15 protein-coding genes are annotated in these 16,411 nt (G+C 59.6%); 7 read left to right on the top strand and 8 right to left on the bottom strand.

Translation table 11 applies throughout. The annotated features are described in order from the left end of the window. Nucleotides 1-508 precede the first annotated feature (508 nt). From AC4ANE_RS17840 to AC4ANE_RS17860, 5 genes are read left to right on the top strand one after another with little or no spacing between them, the layout of a single operon-like run. Nucleotides 509-961 carry a MarR family winged helix-turn-helix transcriptional regulator gene (locus tag AC4ANE_RS17840; protein WP_002554194.1) on the top strand — a complete coding sequence of 151 codons (453 nt, stop codon included), beginning with the start codon at nucleotides 509-511 and terminating at the stop codon, nucleotides 959-961. Further along, entirely contained in the window at nucleotides 958-3,045 is a 2,088-nt protein-coding gene (locus tag AC4ANE_RS17845; RefSeq protein WP_002554195.1) for an FUSC family protein, read from the top strand. Before AC4ANE_RS17840 ends, AC4ANE_RS17845 begins: the two co-directional genes overlap by 4 nt. Next, nucleotides 3,042-3,251, top strand: coding sequence for a DUF1656 domain-containing protein (locus AC4ANE_RS17850; protein ID WP_002554196.1), 210 nt, complete (start codon nucleotides 3,042-3,044; stop codon nucleotides 3,249-3,251). Before AC4ANE_RS17845 ends, AC4ANE_RS17850 begins: the two co-directional genes overlap by 4 nt. Further along, nucleotides 3,248-4,132, top strand: coding sequence for an efflux RND transporter periplasmic adaptor subunit (locus AC4ANE_RS17855; RefSeq protein WP_005744634.1), 885 nt, complete (start codon nucleotides 3,248-3,250; stop codon nucleotides 4,130-4,132). The genes AC4ANE_RS17850 and AC4ANE_RS17855 overlap by 4 nt, the downstream gene beginning before the upstream one ends. After that, complete coding sequence (locus AC4ANE_RS17860; RefSeq protein ID WP_002554198.1) at nucleotides 4,129-5,562, top strand: efflux transporter outer membrane subunit; 1,434 nt, start codon at nucleotides 4,129-4,131, stop codon at nucleotides 5,560-5,562. Before AC4ANE_RS17855 ends, AC4ANE_RS17860 begins: the two co-directional genes overlap by 4 nt. A gap of 20 nt (nucleotides 5,563-5,582) precedes the next feature. Here the strand turns inward: AC4ANE_RS17860 and AC4ANE_RS17865 are convergent, their stop codons facing one another. Further along, nucleotides 5,583-6,128 (bottom strand): GNAT family N-acetyltransferase, encoded by a 546-nt coding sequence (locus tag AC4ANE_RS17865; protein ID WP_002554199.1) that lies wholly within the window; start codon nucleotides 6,126-6,128, stop codon nucleotides 5,583-5,585. A gap of 380 nt (nucleotides 6,129-6,508) precedes the next feature. Between AC4ANE_RS17865 and AC4ANE_RS17870 the strand changes: the two genes are divergently transcribed. Beyond that, nucleotides 6,509-7,884 (top strand): IS3 family transposase gene (locus AC4ANE_RS17870; RefSeq protein WP_460409003.1). Its coding sequence is split into 2 segments (ribosomal slippage): nucleotides 6,509-6,980 and nucleotides 6,980-7,884, totalling 1,377 coding nucleotides; the frame shifts between segments, so codons are not numbered across the junction. Nucleotides 7,885-8,002: 118 nt separating this feature from the next. Here the strand turns inward: AC4ANE_RS17870 and catA are convergent. The 6 genes from catA to antA form a co-directional block, all read right to left on the bottom strand. Continuing rightward, entirely contained in the window at nucleotides 8,003-8,908 is a 906-nt protein-coding gene (gene catA, locus AC4ANE_RS17875) for a catechol 1,2-dioxygenase (protein ID WP_005733729.1), read from the bottom strand. Nucleotides 8,909-8,969: 61 nt separating this feature from the next. After that, nucleotides 8,970-9,260: a muconolactone Delta-isomerase gene (gene catC, locus AC4ANE_RS17880; RefSeq protein ID WP_005733728.1), complete on the bottom strand. Its 291-nt coding sequence runs from the start codon at nucleotides 9,258-9,260 to the stop codon at nucleotides 8,970-8,972. Between the two features lie 40 nt (nucleotides 9,261-9,300). Further along, nucleotides 9,301-10,422, bottom strand: coding sequence for a muconate cycloisomerase family protein (locus tag AC4ANE_RS17885; RefSeq protein WP_460408439.1), 1,122 nt, complete (start codon nucleotides 10,420-10,422; stop codon nucleotides 9,301-9,303). A gap of 57 nt (nucleotides 10,423-10,479) precedes the next feature. Further along, nucleotides 10,480-11,502 (bottom strand): anthranilate 1,2-dioxygenase electron transfer component AntC, encoded by a 1,023-nt coding sequence (gene antC, locus AC4ANE_RS17890; protein WP_002554203.1) that lies wholly within the window; start codon nucleotides 11,500-11,502, stop codon nucleotides 10,480-10,482. A gap of 15 nt (nucleotides 11,503-11,517) precedes the next feature. Beyond that, entirely contained in the window at nucleotides 11,518-12,027 is a 510-nt protein-coding gene (gene antB / locus AC4ANE_RS17895) for an anthranilate 1,2-dioxygenase small subunit (RefSeq protein ID WP_002554204.1), read from the bottom strand. A gap of 2 nt (nucleotides 12,028-12,029) precedes the next feature. Continuing rightward, nucleotides 12,030-13,433, bottom strand: a complete 1,404-nt coding sequence (antA, locus tag AC4ANE_RS17900; protein ID WP_002554205.1) for an anthranilate 1,2-dioxygenase large subunit — start codon at nucleotides 13,431-13,433, stop codon at nucleotides 12,030-12,032. 208 nt (nucleotides 13,434-13,641) lie between these two features. Here antA and AC4ANE_RS17905 point away from each other — a divergent pair, with 208 nt between their 5' ends. Next, complete coding sequence (locus AC4ANE_RS17905; RefSeq protein ID WP_002554206.1) at nucleotides 13,642-14,652, top strand: AraC family transcriptional regulator; 1,011 nt, start codon at nucleotides 13,642-13,644, stop codon at nucleotides 14,650-14,652. 160 nt (nucleotides 14,653-14,812) lie between these two features. Here AC4ANE_RS17905 and AC4ANE_RS17910 read toward each other — a convergent pair whose 3' ends face one another. Beyond that, on the bottom strand, nucleotides 14,813-16,375 hold the full coding sequence (locus AC4ANE_RS17910) for a methyl-accepting chemotaxis protein (protein WP_031595087.1): 1,563 nt from the start codon (nucleotides 16,373-16,375) through the stop codon (nucleotides 14,813-14,815). Nucleotides 16,376-16,411: the final 36 nt, after the last annotated feature.

Here is a 16,411-nt window from a genome sequence, read left to right on the forward strand (position 1 = left end):
AACGGGCGTGCTGGCCCGTTGTGGTCAACCAGACTATCGGCTCAATCGTTTATTTTTTAAACAGCAACGACAACGCAATGACGCCAATAAACCGCCACAAAAAGACCGATGCCACTACTTTGATGCCATATCCCTACACAAGGCAGATCGCCATCCATTTGCTGCAGACGGTGATTCATCAGGACCCTCCTATCGGGTGCCGCGCCATTTTTTTGAATGGTGCTGCGTAGATGCGCGGGATTTTTGGGCTTTTTACCGACGAACGGTAGCAATTATTTTTTGAAATAATGAACTTTCCCCGCTAAAAGCGGACGCGAACAGCCGTTCATCGCCTCTACGCCCTCTCAAAAAACCCTTTCGGGCGTCCCTGCAACCCAAAAAGCCCCACTGGGCAGTTACGGGTTGACTGTAAGAACTTGTTACGAGATATTAGTTAGCACCCTACTAACATCCTACCTAACAATATTGTTCCTAACTAAATTGTTCACGACTCAGCCCCCGGTGATTCATGCTTGTCGACCCACTGCATCGCGCTGTCAGTAGCGGCCTGGTAGCCGCCTCTCGCCAATGGCGACGCATTTGCCAGAACACACTGGTCACCTATGAAATTTCTGAAGCATGTGCCGGGCCACTGCTGGCCATTGCGCGCCTGGGTGACGGCGTGCATCAGGTAAAAGTCGCGCAGGCGGCCGGCATGGAAAGCCCGACACTGGTGCGCCTGCTCGACCAACTGTGCAAGGCCGGCATCGTCTGCCGCAGCGAAGACCCCAATGATCGCCGCGCCAAGGCCCTCAGCCTTACGGACAAGGGTCGTGCGTTGGCAGGCTCGATAGAACAGGAGCTGACGCGTCTGCGGGCGGATGTGCTTCAGGGCCTTCAACCTGCCGATCTCGAAGCCACCTTGCGGGTATTTCAGGCCTTCGCCGAGGCTGCACAAGGTGAGCACGGGGGGCAGGTTTGAACGGATTTTTCTCCAGCGTCCCACCGGCACGCGACTGGTTCTACGGCGTGCGTACCTTCGGCGCGTCGATGCTGGCGCTGTACATCGCGCTGTTGATGGAAATGCCTCGCCCCTATTGGGCCATGGCCACGGTGTACATTGTCTCCAGCCCCTTTGTCGGCCCGACCAGCTCCAAAGCCCTGTACAGGGCCGCCGGCACCCTGGCCGGTGCAGCGGCGTCGGTGCTGCTGGTACCGATGTTCGTACAGACGCCCTTGCTACTGGCCATCGTGGTCGGACTGTGGACCGGCACCCTGTTGTTCCTTTCCCTGCACTTGCGCACGGCCGACAGCTACGCACTGATGCTGGCGGGTTACACCATGCCGCTGATTTCCCTGCCGGTGGTCGACAACCCGCAGGCCGTGTTCGACATCGCCGTGTCGCGTACCGAAGAGATTTTCCTCGGCATCATCTGCGCCGCCGTCGTGGGTGCAATGTTCTGGCCCAGACGTCTGGCACCGGTATTTCAGGCCACCACGGAAAAATGGTTCAGTGACGCCTCGACCTACAGCCAGCGCTTTATCAGCCGCACCTGTCAGCCCGAGGAAATCGGCGCGCTGCGCAATTCGATGGTTGGCAGCTTCAACTCGCTGGAAATGATGATCGGCCAGTTGAGCCACGAGGGCGCACGCAAGCAAACCGTACGCAACGCCAATGAGCTGCGCGGCCGGATGATCCATCTCTTGCCGGTCATCGATGCACTGGATGACGCATTGTGGGCGCTGGAGCGACGCACGCCTGAGCTGTTGGCCAGCTTGAAACCCGTGCTGCAAAAGGCTTGCGACTGGCTTGAAAGCACTGCCGACGGCCCGCAACGGGAGCAATGGCAACAGTTGCATGATGAGCTGGAACGCCTTCAGCCGAACTCTACGCAACTGGACGACCGCGATCAGCTGCTGCTCTCCAACACGCTTTTCAGGCTCGGCGAGTGGATTGACCTGTGGCTGGATTGCCGGACCCTGCAATATGCGATCAAGACAGACGATCAATCGCCATGGAGAGCGGTCTATCGCCACTGGCGTCTGGGTCGGTTGACGCCGTTTCTGGACCGCGGCCTGATGCTCTATTCAGTGACCTCGACGGTGCTGGCGATCATCGCTGCATCGGTGTTGTGGATTCTGCTGGGCTGGAAAGACGGCGCCAGTGCCGTGGCGCTGGCAGCGGTGTCGTGCAGCTTCTTTGCAGCCATGGACGACCCTGCCCCGCAAATCTACCGGTTCTTTTTCTGGACTCTGCTTTCGGTGGTATTTGCCAGCCTGTACCTGTTCGTGGTGCTGCCTAACCTGCACGACTTTCCGATGCTGGTGCTGGCCTTTGCGGTGCCCTTCATCTGCGTCGGCACCCTGACTGTGCAACCGCGCTTCTTTCTCGGCACGCTGCTGACCATCGTCAACACCTCGTCGTTCATCAGCATTCAGAGCGCCTACGACGCGGACTTCATGAACTTTCTCAACTCCAACCTGGCCGGACCTGCCGGGCTGTTGTTCGCCTTTATCTGGACGCTGGTGTTCCGCCCGTTCGGGGTTGAACTGGCGGTCAAGCGTCTGACCCGTTTCAGCTGGCGTGACATCGCCAGCCTTAGCGAAGACGCGTCTCTGGCCGAACACCGGCGCATGGGCGTGCAAATGCTCGACCGTTTGATGCAGCAGTTGCCGCGTTTGACACTCACCGCGCAGGACACCGGGATTGCCCTGCGTGAATTGCGCGTCGCGCTGAACATGCTCGACCTGCTGGCCTACACCCGACGCGCCACGCCTGCGGCCCAGGTGCTGTTGCGTCAGGTGATCGATGAAGTCAGCGGCTATTTCAAACACTGTCGCAAGGCCGGTGAAAGGCTGCCCGCGCCCCGCGGCCTGCTGATGGCCATGGACCGCGCACGCCGTTCGTTGACGGCTCAGGAGATGGGCGACAACCCGGCCCGGTTGCATCTGTTGCACGCCCTCAGCGGCCTGCGTCTGGCCTTGTTGCCGGGGGTCGAGATTGTCACCGTCGGCGGCGAACTGACCGAGCAACTGCCGCATAACATCGATGGAGCGCCCCTGTGATCGGTGATCTGGATATCAGCGGGATCTTCATCCCCACGTTCCTGGCGATGATGGGCATCGCCTATCTGCTGTTTCTCGCCGTGCACGCGCTGCTGTCGTGTGCCCACTTCTACCGTCTGGTCTGGCACCGGGCTTTGTTCAACGTAGGTCTATACGCTTTGTTGCTCGGCGCCGTGGATACTCTAAGTCGATACCTGATGACATGAAAAAACCGATACTGACACTGGGCCGCGTGGTCCTGACCCTGCTGGTTGTCACTCTGGCTGCCGTCGTTGTATGGCGCATGGTGATGTATTACATGTACGCGCCGTGGACCCGCGATGGGCATATTCGCGCCGATATCGTGCAGATCGCGCCGGACGTGTCCGGGCTGATCCAGAAGGTCGAGGTCACCGACAATCAGCCCGTGCACAAGGGCCAGGTGCTGTTCACAATCGATCAGGACCGCTTCCGCCTGGCCTTGCGTCAGGCGCAGGCGACAGTCGCCGAGCGCCAGGAAACCTGGGAACAGGCACGTCGCGAGAACAGGCGTAACCGTGGCCTGGGCAACCTGGTGGCGCGTGAGCAACTGGAAGAAAGCCAGTCCCGCGAAGCCCGCGCCCTTTCTGCGCTTGGTGAATCAAAGGTCGCAGTGGATGCCGCGCAGCTGAATCTGGATCGTTCGGTGATCCGCAGCCCGGTGGACGGCTACCTTAACGACCGCGCGCCCCGCGACCATGAATTTGTCACCGCCGGGCGTCCGGTGTTATCGGTGGTCGATGCCGCATCGTTCCATATCGACGGCTATTTCGAAGAAACCAAACTGGACGGCATTCATGTCGGCCAGGGCGTCGACATTCGTGTCATCGGTGACAACGCACGGCTGACCGGCCATGTGGTGAGCATCGTTGCCGGCATCGAAGACCGCGACCGCAGCAGTGGCTCGAACCTGCTGCCCAACGTCAACCCGGCCTTCAGTTGGGTGCGTCTGGCACAGCGCATTCCGGTACGCATTGCCTTTGATGACGTACCTGCCGACTTCCGTATGATCGCCGGGCGTACTGCAACGGTGTCAATCATCGACGATACGCAGGAGGGCACACGATGAAACGTGCCTTACGCATGGCCGCACTCGGTTTTACTGCCGTGTTGTCGGCCTGTCAGGTAGTCGGGCCGGATTACCAACTGCCCAAGGATGGCGCGATCAATCGTCCGGATTTACAGGGCGAACTGGCCGGGCGCTCGGTCAATACGGTATCGGCCCCGGTGCCTGCGCACTGGTGGCGGCTGTATCAGGATGCGCGTCTGGATGAACTGGTGCGCCAGGCCATTGCCTCTAATACCGACCTGCGCATCGCCGCCGCCAACCTGCAGCGCGCCCGCTACCAGACCTCGGAGGCCGAGGCGGCGGGCGGATTTACCAACGGCGCGAAAATCGGCGCACAGCGCGTGCAGGAATCGGGCGAAGCGTTTCTGCTGACCGACAAGGTGCCGGTCGCCAACGTCGGGGATGTGGGTCTGACTACGTCGTATCAGTTCGATCTGTTCGGCACCTTGCAGCGCGGCATCGAAGCAGCGCAGGCCAATGTCGACGCCAATCAGGCGGCGGTGGATACGGCACGTATCACAGTGGTCGCCGATGTGGTGCGCGCCTACACGCAGATTTGCGCTGCCAACGAAGAACTCGACATCGCTCGCGAATCGCTGGACCTGCAGAAACAGAGCGTAACCCTCAACCAGCGTCTTCGCGATGCCGGGCGAGGCGATGAAACCCAGGTCACTCGCTCGCAGACGCAGTTCAAGTCACTGCGAGCCGAAATGCCCCGTTACGAAGCGCGGCGTCAGGCGGCGATGTTCCGCCTGTCGATGCTGCTGGCCAAACCTGTAGAGCAACTGCCCGCCGGGGTCAGCAGCTGCAATGCGCTGCCGCACATTGCGCAGGTCATGCCGGTAGGCGACGGCGCAACACTGCTCAAACGCCGCCCGGATGTGCGTCAGGCTGAACGTCATCTGGCGATGTCGACTGCGCAAATCGGTGTTGCCACCGGCGAGTTGTATCCTGACATCAGCATCGGCGCGAGCATCGGTACTACCGGCCTGATCGAGAACCTCGGCAAACCGGCCGCCAACCGCTGGGGCTTCGGGCCGCTGCTGAACTGGACCATCCCGTCCAACGGCTCACGCGCACGCATCCATCAGGCTGAAGCCTCCGCGCAAGCTGCACTGGCGCGCTTTGACGGTGTGGTGCTCAACGCCATCCGTGAAACCCAGACCGGTCTGGCGCAATACACCGCCCTGCTCGACCGTCGCGATGCTCTCAAGGAAGCCGAACAATCGGCCAAGCAAGCGGCTGACCAGACCCACCGCTTCTATCAGGCCGGACGCGCCTCGTTCCTCGCTGACCTGCAAGCCACACGCACTTACACCGACGTGCGCGCACAAATGGCCGAAGCCAACACCCAGGTGGCCATGGGACAGATCAACCTGTTTCTGGCGCTCGGCGGCGGCTGGGAGAAGGATGACGTGGCGCAGAAGTAGGAAAGGCGCTCGCCTCGCCATCAGGCCTCGTTCGGATTGATCAGTGCCCTCAGGACATGGTCTTCCCAAACTCCGGCAATTTTCAGGTAGGCGCGCGCGTACCCTTCCTTTTCGAAGCCGAGTGATTGCAGAAGTCGCTCGCTGCGTACATTGGCTGGCATGTGGCTGGCCATGATTCGATGCAGCCCCATCTGTTCGAAACAATAGCGATTGCCCACCTCAAGCGCCCTTTGCATCAAGCCACGCCCCTGAGCAGTCTCTGCCAGCGAGAAGCCGAGGTTGCAGGCCTGAAAAACGCCCCTCACGATATTCGTGTAACTGAACCGCCCCAGCAATTCGCCGCCGACTGAGTCGATGACGAGGAAGAAAACCGCGCTGCCGGACTGCATGCTTTCCCACTGCTGCTGAACCCTGGATCTGGCGTTTTCGAGAATGAAATAGTCATCGTCCCTGAACGGTTCCCAAGGCTGCAGATGCTTGCGATTGGCCTTTTCGTACCGGTTGATCAACTCGCAATCATCAAACGCCAATACCCTTATAGAAAAGCCCTCACCTGAATACTGCATGCATCCTCCCGCGTCAGTCATTGCCGACGCTCACCACCTGGCTTGTTATACCTGATGATTCCAGCACTGGACGCTCTACGCCACAAGAGGACGCGGAGCGTCCAGAACGGCATGCGACGCAGAGCGACGCACGATAGTTGCGATGATCGTTCCTCACGCTCCCGAACGGCATGCGGCGCAGAGCGACGCATGATAGTTGCGATGATCGTTCCTCACGCTCCCGAACGGCATGCGGCGCAGAGCGACGCACGATAGTTGCGATGATCGTTCCTCACGCTCCCGAACGGCATGACGACGCGGAGCGACGCACGATAGTCAGGGTATCGTTCCTCACGCTCTGGTATGACCCCCGAAGGTTGGACGCAACCTTTGGAGGCGTCATGGGTAAATATACAGTGCAGGCAAAACTCGCAGCCGTGAAAGAATATTGTGCCGGCAAGGCAGGGTTGAGGGATGTTGCGCATCGCCACGATGTGGACTTTTCCTGTCTTCGTCAGTGGGTCGCGGCTTATCAGATCCACGGCCCAGCGGCTCTTAAAGAGAAAAAGCGGCAGCGTTACAGTGACGAGTTCAAGCTAGCTGTTTTGAAGCGCATGCATGATGAGCGATTATCACTGCGCCAGACAGCGGCCTTGTTCGATATCCGTCAGTTCGGCATCATCAATCTATGGCAGCGCCTTTTTGACGAAGGTGCGCTTAACGCCTCCTCAAAGCCCCCTGAGAAAGCTGGACGCCCAAGAAAGATGACGACGACCCTTCCCCCTGTGAATTCCGCTCCAGTCGACGATGAATCGCGTTCGCGTGACGAGTTGCTTGCCGAGGTGAAGCAACTGCGGATGGAGGTCGATTATCTAAAAAAGCTCGATGCCTTGGTTCAGAAGAAGCAACGAATAGCGCAGCAGAAAAAGCGCAAATCGTAATAGAACTGAGGCCTTTGCATTCTCTGGACGGCCTGCTGAAGTTTGCCGGTCTGGCACGCAGCACTTTTTACTATCAACAAAAGGTACTGCTGGCAGACGACAAATACGCAGGGCTGAAGGACCTGATTCAGGCAACGTTCTACGAGCATAAGGGCCGGTATGGCTATCGTCGCATCACGGCAGTCTTGCGCAGGGCGGGCCATCTTGTGAACCACAAGACGGTGCAGAAACTAATGGGGCAGCTAGGCCTGAAGAGCCTGATACGCGTGAAGAAATACCGTTTCTACAAAGGCGAAACAGGTAAGGCCGCGCCTAACCTGCTAAAGCGTGATTTCAAAGCGCAATACCTTAACCAGAAATGGGCCACCGACGTGACCGAATTCAAAGTAGGAGGCCAGAAACTCTATCTGTCGCCGATCATGGATTTGTACAACGGCGAAATCATTTCCTATGCGATTGCCAGGCGCCCGCTGTACTCCATGGTCGACGAAATGCTTGACGGAGCATTCACGCGGCTTGGACCGGATGAAAAGCCGATTTTGCATTCTGACCAGGGCTGGCAATATCGGATGCCTATTTACCAGCGACTGCTCCATGAGAATTCGATCACAGCCAGCATGTCGCGCAAGGGTAACTGCTATGACAACGCGGCTATAGAGAGCTTTTTTAGCACGCTGAAATCCGAATTTTTCTACCTGAACAAATTTAACGATCTGGATGAGCTTCAAGCGGGTATCGAAGAGTACATTGAGTATTACAATCACTCACGCATAAAACTGAAGCTTAACGGCCTGAGTCCTGTGGAATTCAGGATGCAGGCCGTCAAGGCAGCGTAAGTGGATAATTGTCCAACCTTCGGGGGGCATACCACTCCGCGTGGGAATGCCGTTCTGGACGCTCCGCGTCCGATCTTGAGTGGCCGAAGCGTCACATCTTCGTGAGAGGACGCTCGACTCAGACTTCCAGTGCCCGCAGGCGTTCCTGGCGGCGTTCGTCCTCGACAGTCGTTGCAGGCTGGAGCACAAAGTCGAAGTCTATGTCTGCGTGGCGGCCGTTGGCGTCTTCGGTGAAGCGAATTTCGGCGATCAGTTCATCGCGCGTGGCGTAGGCAAAATCATCGTGCAGGTACTTGTCGCCCGCCAGATTGATCTGCGTGGTCAGGTGACGATGGCCAGGCGCTGAAATGAAGAAATGAATGTGTGCCGGACGTTGACCATGACGACCCAACTGGTCGAGCAATTGCTGAGTCGGCCCATCCGGCGGGCAGCCGTAGCCTGATGGCACGATGCTCTGGAAGCGGTAGCGCCCTTGTGCATCGGTGCGGATCCGGCGACGCAGGTTGAAAGCCGATTGCGACGGGTCGAAATACGAGTAGGTGCCCCCGGTATTGGCGTGCCACACATCGACGATGGCATTGGCCAGCGGCGCTCCATCGGTGCCGCGAACCTGGCCGGTCATGAACAGTACGGTTGCAGGGTCCTGACCATCGTCCAGGCGGGCATAGTGATCGGACAGCGGAGCCCCTGCGACATACAGCGGCCCTTCAATGGTCCGCGGGGTACCGCCCGTCTGCCCGGCCTGTTCGTCTTCAGCGTCCATCAGCAAATCAAGGTAATGCTCGAGCCCCAGCCCCGCGACCAGCAAACCGGCTTCCTGACGGCTGCCAAGCACGTTGAGGTAATTGACGGCTTTCCAGAACTCTTCCGGCGTAATGCGCAGGTCTTCGATGATTTTTATCGTCTCGGTCAGCACCCGGTGCACAACGCTTTTCATCCGCGGGCTGCCACCCGGCTGGTCAAGGCCGCAAGCCTCATTGAAGAACTGTTGCACATCGTCGGTCTGGGAAATGCGTACGCTCATGGTCTTTTCCTCATCGGTGTTCATTGTTGTTTTGCCGGTGTCGGGCTGAAAAGGTACGAACTCAGCGGTCGTCTTGATGGATGGAAGACGGGTGCCTGCACAGGGCCGTAACCTCGATTTCCATGTAGGGATAAAGCGGCAGTTGCAGCAATGTGTCGTGCAGTGCCTGGGCGTCTGCCACATCAAAAATACTGACGTTGGCGTACAGCCCGGCGATGCGCCACAGATGGCGCCAGGTGCCCTCTTGCTGCAGGCGCTGGGCCAGGGCTTTTTCATCAGCCTTGAGTCGAGCGGCCTTGTCGACCGGCATATCGATCGGAAGTTTGACGGTCATGCGGACGTGGAAAAGCATGTTGTGGGTATCCTCGTGGCTAGTCTTGTGCTCCGGCAGATCAGCTGCGGGCAAAGTGCGAAAGACGCTCAGCATCCAGCTCCATCCCAAGCCCTGGGGTGTCGGGGATGATCAGTTGAAAATCGCGATAGACCGGAGGCTCGACCAGAATGTCTTCGGTCAGCAGCAGTGGCCCGAACAGTTCGGTGTGCCACTCCAGCCGGTCGAGTGTGGCGAAGGCGTGAGCTGCTGCCAGCGTGCCGACGCTACCCTCCAGCATGGTCCCGCCGTACAAACCAATACCGGCGGCTTCGGCAATCGCAGCGGTGCGCAACACGGCACGCGGGCCGCCGACCTTGGCGATTTTCAGAGCGAAAATCGACGCTGCACCCGACTGCGCCAGCGCAAAGCTGTCCTGCACCGACTCAATGGCTTCATCGGCCATCAATGGAATCGGGCTGCTAGCATTCAGACGAACCATGGCCGCGCGGTCGTGGCGCGAAAGCGGCTGCTCGATCAACTCGACGCCTGCCTCTGCAAGCAACTGGCAGCCACGTATGGCCACCGCCTCGCTCCACGCCTGATTGATGTCGACACGCACGCTGGCTCGATCACCCAATGCCCGCTTGATCGCCGCAACATGAGCGATATCACGGGCGGGTTCACCGGCACCGATCTTCAGCTTGAAATGCCGGTGACGGCGCATCTCCAGCATGTGCTCGGCTTCTTCGATGTCCCTGCCGGTGTCGCCACTGGCCAGTGTCCAGGCCACTTCCACACCGTCGCGCACGCGCCCGCCAAGCAATTCGGCAACCGGCAACCCAAGGCGCTTGCCCTGGGCATCAAGCAGCGCCGTTTCAACCGCCGAACGCGCGAACGTATTGCCGCGAACGGCACGATCCACGCGCTGCATCAACGCGTTGAGGTTGGTGGCGTCTTGCCCGACAAGAAGCGGAGCGAACCATTTGTCGAGGTTCACCTTGATGCTTTCCGGGCTCTCTCCGGCATACGCCAGACCGCCGATGGTGGTGGCCTCGCCGATACCGATAATGCCGTCACTGCACCGAATGCGCAGGATGACCAGTGTCTGACCATGCAGGGTATGCATGGCCAGTTTGTGCGGACGAATCGTCGGCAGGTCGACGATCAGGGTCTCGAAACGTTCGATCGTGATGGCACTCATGGGGGTTCCGTCTGCTGGGTAATTGTTCTGGAGCAGCGACTGGCGTCAGGCGGCCGGTCAAACGCTGCTGTCGGCGAATTTCTCGAAGTACAAACGCGAGGCGTCCAGCGAATGCCCGTGCAGCCAGTCCTTGATGGACTCGACCATCGGCGGCGGACCGCACACGTAAATGTCCGTGGGTACTTCGGCCAATGCAGCGGCGTCCAGGTGATCGACGATGTAACCGCGCCTTCCGCTCCAGTCGGCCTGCTCTTCGCTGACCACCGGGACAAACCTGAACCCGGGAATCTGCTGGCTGTAGGCTTCAATTCGCGCCAGCTGGCAAAGGTCCTGTGCCGTACGCACGCCGTAATAAAGATGCACGGGCTGCCCGCAGCCTCCTTTGGCGGCGATCTGATCGAGCATGCCGAGGAAGGCGGACAGCCCCGTACCTCCGGCAACAAGCGTCAGCGGCCGATCGACATGGCGCAGGTAGAACGTGCCCAGTGGTGCTTCGAACTGAATCACGTCACCCACCTGGCAGCGGTCACGCACGTAGTTGCTCATCGCCCCGTCAGGTAAAAGGCGAATCAGGAACTCCAGCGTGTTACTGCCGGGAGCATTGGCAAACGAGTAAGAGCGACGCAGATCAGTGCCGGGAATTTGTAACCGGGCGTACTGGCCGGGCAGATAATCCAGCCCACTGTTCTGCTCATCCAGCGTCACCTGCACGATGGCGGTGCCCTGCGAAACCAGTTCGACCTGGCTGACCTTGCCTTGAAGGGCGCTCGGGCCGGTGTTGTCACACAGGCTGGAGGCGAAATCGAAGTAGAACGCCGCATCGGACTTCACCCGGGTCTGGCAGCTCAGCACCTTGCGTTGCGCCAGGTCGCTGGCCGAAAGCGCCTCATCGTCCACGTAATCCTGGGTGTACTGCCCCGACTCGCAACGCCCCTGACAGGTGGCGCACACGCCTTCGCGGCAATCCATCGGCAACGTGATCCCGCTGCGTAACGCAGCATCCAGCAACAGTTCATTGTTCTGCACGTTGCAGAACAGCGTCTTGCCGTCAGCAAAACTGAAAGCGACCTTATAAGTCATGTCCGCTCCGCTACCTCAGAGGTGATAGAAATCGAGCACCGAGTTGATGGTGTCGTTGAGCAGCACCACGTGTTTGCGGGCGATTTTCCAGCTGTCGCCATCAGGACGCAGGCGATAGCTGGCGCGTCCGAAGAACTGCTCCGCAACTTGCAGGCGGTAATACAGGGTGTGCCAGTTGACCTGCACGTCCAGTTCGCCCGCCTGCCCATTTGCACCCTCACCCGCAGGTGCGATGCGCACATTGCTGATCAGGTGCAGCGTGCGCGGCATCGGGATGGTTGACGCCGCTTTGCCGGTACGCAGGCGGTAGACACGATCTTCCAGGCCACCGCGGTTGGGGTAATAGATCAGCGACATGCCTTTTCTGGGATCGGTGGTGTAGACATGCTCCGAATCCCACTGCGGCAGGTGGAACTCGCTGTCTTCACTGAACAGGTCCAGGTAGCGATCCCAATCCTGGGCATCGCAGACTTCGGCCATGTGGTACAGGAACTGCTCGATGCGGTACTGCAATTGGGCGCTCATGTTCAGACCTCACGCAGTTTCAGGGAGTGTTCTTCAGCGGCCTTGCGTGCCAACCCTTCAAGCAGGAAGCGCTGCCAGTTACCGTGCTGATTGACGTACAGCCCTTCGTGGGTGAACTCGGTGCCGGTGAGTACCGGCGAGATGCCGATGGCCTCGCTGTTGGGTGTTGCCCCGTCGACCCATTTTTCGTACCCGCGCGAGATGTCGCTCCAGCGTTCCAGGCGCGCCTGAAAGCCACGCTGGGCCTCGCGAAACTCCACCAGGTCATCCGGCGTGCCCAGCCCGGACACATTGAAAAAGTCTTCGAACTGGCGGATGCGGTTTTCGCGGTCGGCGTCGGACTCACCCTTGACGCCCAGGCAGAAACTGTTGATTTCGGTCTTGTTCCAGGCCAGCGGGCGGATAATGCGCAGTTGCGAGCTGATCTGGTCGAGGAAGAACATGCTCGGGTAGATGTTCAGGTTGCGCAGCCGGTGCATCATCCATTCAGCCTTGCTCTGCCCGTATTCCTCCACCAGGCGCGGCATGATGGTCGCGTAACCGGGGCGTACGCTCGGGTTGGGCATGTCGCTGAACAGCAGGCTGTGACCGTTATGAAACGAGAACCAGCCGTCGTCGGTGTCTGCATCACCGGCCCCCAGCTTGCTGTAGTCCAGCGTACTGCCCGCCGCTGCGCCCTTTTCGGCGTTGACCTGCTGGCGGTGCTGCACCGTGGCGACGTAGTTATAGTGCACGGTACTGACGTGATAACCGTCCAGACCGTTTTCGTTCTGCAGTTTCCAGTTGCCGTCGTAGGTGTAGGCCGACTTGCCCGGCAGCACTTCCAGTTCACCGGTAGCCGACTGCGCGACCATCATGTCGAAAAACACCTTGGCATCGCCCAGGTAGTCGGCAAGGCTGTCGCTGCCATGCACATCGAGGCTGATGAAAACAAACCCCTTGTAGCTTTCGATGCGCGCCTTGCGCAGACCACGCGTGGCCTTGTCGAAGCCTTCCGGGTACTCGCCGGGCGCCTTGACCTTCACCAGGCGACCATCGCTTTTGTAACACCAGGCATGGAACGGGCAGGTAAACGTCGACTGGTTACCCTTGCCGACCCGGGTCAGGGTGGTGCCGCGATGCTGACAGGCGTTGATCAATGCATTGAGCTGGCCGCTGCCATCACGGGTGATGATCATCGGCTGGCGACCGGCGCGCATTGTCATGAAGTCGTGATTATTGGCAATTTCGCTTTCATGACAGGCGTAGATCCAGTTCTTTTCGAAGATCAGTTCCATCTCCAGATCGAACAGCTCGGGCTCGGTGAACATCTCCCGGGCAATGCGGTACACACCTTCGACGGGACGAAAATCCAGACAACCTTCAACAAAGTGCTGCCATTGGCTTACGGTTTTTGCGCTGCTCATCAGGGGGCTCCTTTTTAGAGTCATCAGCCTTGAACTGATTGAACGCCCCGCAGCACTGCCCTTCTATCCGTTTTCCCGGCAGAACGTATCCGTTTTGCGGTTATTTGCAGTAAGTGGATAGAGGCGGCATACGCGCTGCAGTAACGTGAGCAGAACCTGATCAGAACCAGACCGGACTTACCGGCAGACCTACCGGCAGGGCATCGATATGAAGAGTGAAGCTGTTTTGCCCAACGACTTGCGCGCCCATGGCCTTCATGCCGCGCACCATGATCTGGACGGCGCGCGGGCCTGGATGTCGACCATCTGCGGCCCGCACAGCCTTCAGGCCAGCGCTCCGCATTGCCTGGAATTCGAACATTCGGCGAACGTGCTCAGCGCAATGTCTACGGTGCTGGGGCGTATCCAGTACGGCACCGATGTGGTGATCGGCGTCGAGCCCGGCAGTTCGTTGAAGAGCTACAGCATCAGCCTGCCGCTGGACGGCGAGCAGGAGCTTGACTGCGGCAAGGGGCTGTTGCGTTCCAATGCCGGAACCGGGCTGATTATTTCGCCGTTCGACTCGCAGCGACTGAGCATCACCGGCAACTGCCGCAAGTTGCAGGTGGCGATTGACTGCTGCTCAATGCAGCGCGTGCTGGACGAGTTGCTGGAGCGCCCGGCCCAGGCGCCGCTGGTGTTTGAGCCGTGTATCAACGCGGAGCTGGGTGCCACGGCGTCGTGGTGGCGCATGGTGCGGTATCTGGTCGATGAAATGGACGGCGACTGCGACTATTTCGAGCACCTGCCGATGGCGCGGGACCTGGAGCGCAGCCTGATCAAAGGCTTGATTCTCTCGCAACCGAACAACTATTCGGCGGCCCTGAACGAAAAGGTCCAGAGCCGCTGTCCGGCCTATCTGAAACGGGCGCAACAGTTCATCGAAGACCATTGCGGCGATGATATCCACCTGATCGATATCGAACGCGCGGCCGGTATAGGGCCGCAGAAACTGCACGACAGTTTCAAGACGCACTTCGGCGTCTCGCCCGTGGCCTACCTCAAGCGTTTTCGACTCCAGTCGGCGCGACGCAGCCTGTTGCAGGGGCACAGTGGCTACAACATCGCGGCCATTGCCTCGCAATGGGGCTTCAATCATCTGGGGCGCTTTGCACAGGACTACCAGCGCCTGTTCGGCGAGCTGCCCTCGCAGACGCTGGAACGCGGCAGCCGACACTGATCGCCCCTGTGCAACGCTCTTTGTCATCCACAAATCTGCTTTGATTGGCCGCAGGCCCCCACGAGACTTATAACTATCGTGCCAATGCTCCGCGTTGGCATGCAGTTCGTGACGCTCTGCGTCACAAATCTTCAGCCTGGCGAGACAGTAGCCGTAACCGCTAACGATCAAAGCGCTCGGCGAGGCTCCTCAAACCCTCCACCTGATGGCCGATTTCCTCACTGATGCGTCGGCCATCCAGTGCCTTGGCCGCACTTTGTCGCGAGGCGTCGGCGATCCGCATGGCTTGCTGGTTCAGGTCTTCAGCGACCTGCCCCTGCTGCTCCATGGCGCTGGAGATCTGTACGCTCATGGAGGAAATCCGGTCCAGCGCTTCGTTGACCTGAGAGAAACTTTCACGCACCGACGTGACCGCTGTCATGCCTTGCCGGGAAAGCGTCTGCCCCTCATGGGTGAGCTGCACCGTCTGTTCGGTGGTCTGGCGAAAACGCTGCAACAGCGGCTGAATATTCAGCGTGGCTTCCTGGGTGCGGGTCGCCAGTTGCCGAACCTCATCGGCCACCACGCTGAAGCCGCGCCCGGCATCACCGGCACGCGCGGCTTCGATGGCGGCATTGAGCGCCAGCAGGTTGGTCTGTCCGGCAATGTTGCTGATGATGTCAGTGATGCTGCCGATGGATTCGGTTGCCGTCGAAAGCTCGCCGGCCGCAGCGGAAATTTCGGCGACCGAGGCATTCAACCGCTGCATGGCCGACAAGCTCTGTTCAGCCAGGGCTTGCCCCTGACTGGATTGTTCCACCGCCTGGCCGGTGGCTTCAGCACTGTGTTGCAGGTTGCGAGAGACTTCCTGGATGGTCGCAGTCATCTCGCTCAACGCCACCACCGACTGATCGGATTCACTGCGCTGCTCTTCGAGTCGCCGTGCCTCGTGTCCGATCAGTTCATGCAGCGCGCCCATGTGCTCGTCAATCAACCGGCCACTCATGCCAATCCGGCTGAGGGCGGTTTGCAGACGCGCCTCCCCGGCGATCAAGGCCATGTTGACCAACGCTGGCGTAGCGCTCAGGTCAGCGTACAACCCGGCCAGCGCAGGGGCGGCGAACGCTTTGGGGTGCGACGCCAGTACCGCCCGCACTTGCCGGTTTTGACGCCAGCTCTGCCAACCCGTGAGCACAAGGACACCCAGCAATGCGCTGACACCTTGCAGCCAGGCCGACTCCAGCCCCGCGCAGGCCAGAGCGATGCCGGAACCGACCAGCAGAGTCGGCCAGCTCCACGACAACCAGCGAGTCATCGCCGCAACCGCCGCAACCGCCGAGACCGGCGAGCCACGACGCTGCCAGCGGGCAAAAAATACCTGGGCACGGTGTTGTTGCTCACTGCTTAGTGGCAGATAGATGGCACCGTAACCCTGCACACCTTCGCTGCCATACACCGGTTTGATGTACACATTATGCCAACGCTGGCTGCCGTCCCTGTGACGGTTGCAGACGATGCCCATCCACGGTGTGCCTTGGCCCAGCGTCGACCACAGGCTTGCAAAGACAGCGGCGGGCATCAACTCGTGACGAAGCAGCGTCACCGAGGCCCCCAGCAGCTCATCGCGAGCGTAACCATGCTCGCGGGCAAATCCATCGGAGCAGTGTTTGATCTGACCTTTGAGGTTGGTCCGGCAAATCAGTGCAGGCCTGCTGGGTGCAGAGCTATTAGAAGGAATGGTCATATCGAAAACTCGCACGCAGAAAAAAAGCCTGTCGCA

The organism is Pseudomonas sp. Pme6b, assembly GCF_058129925.1.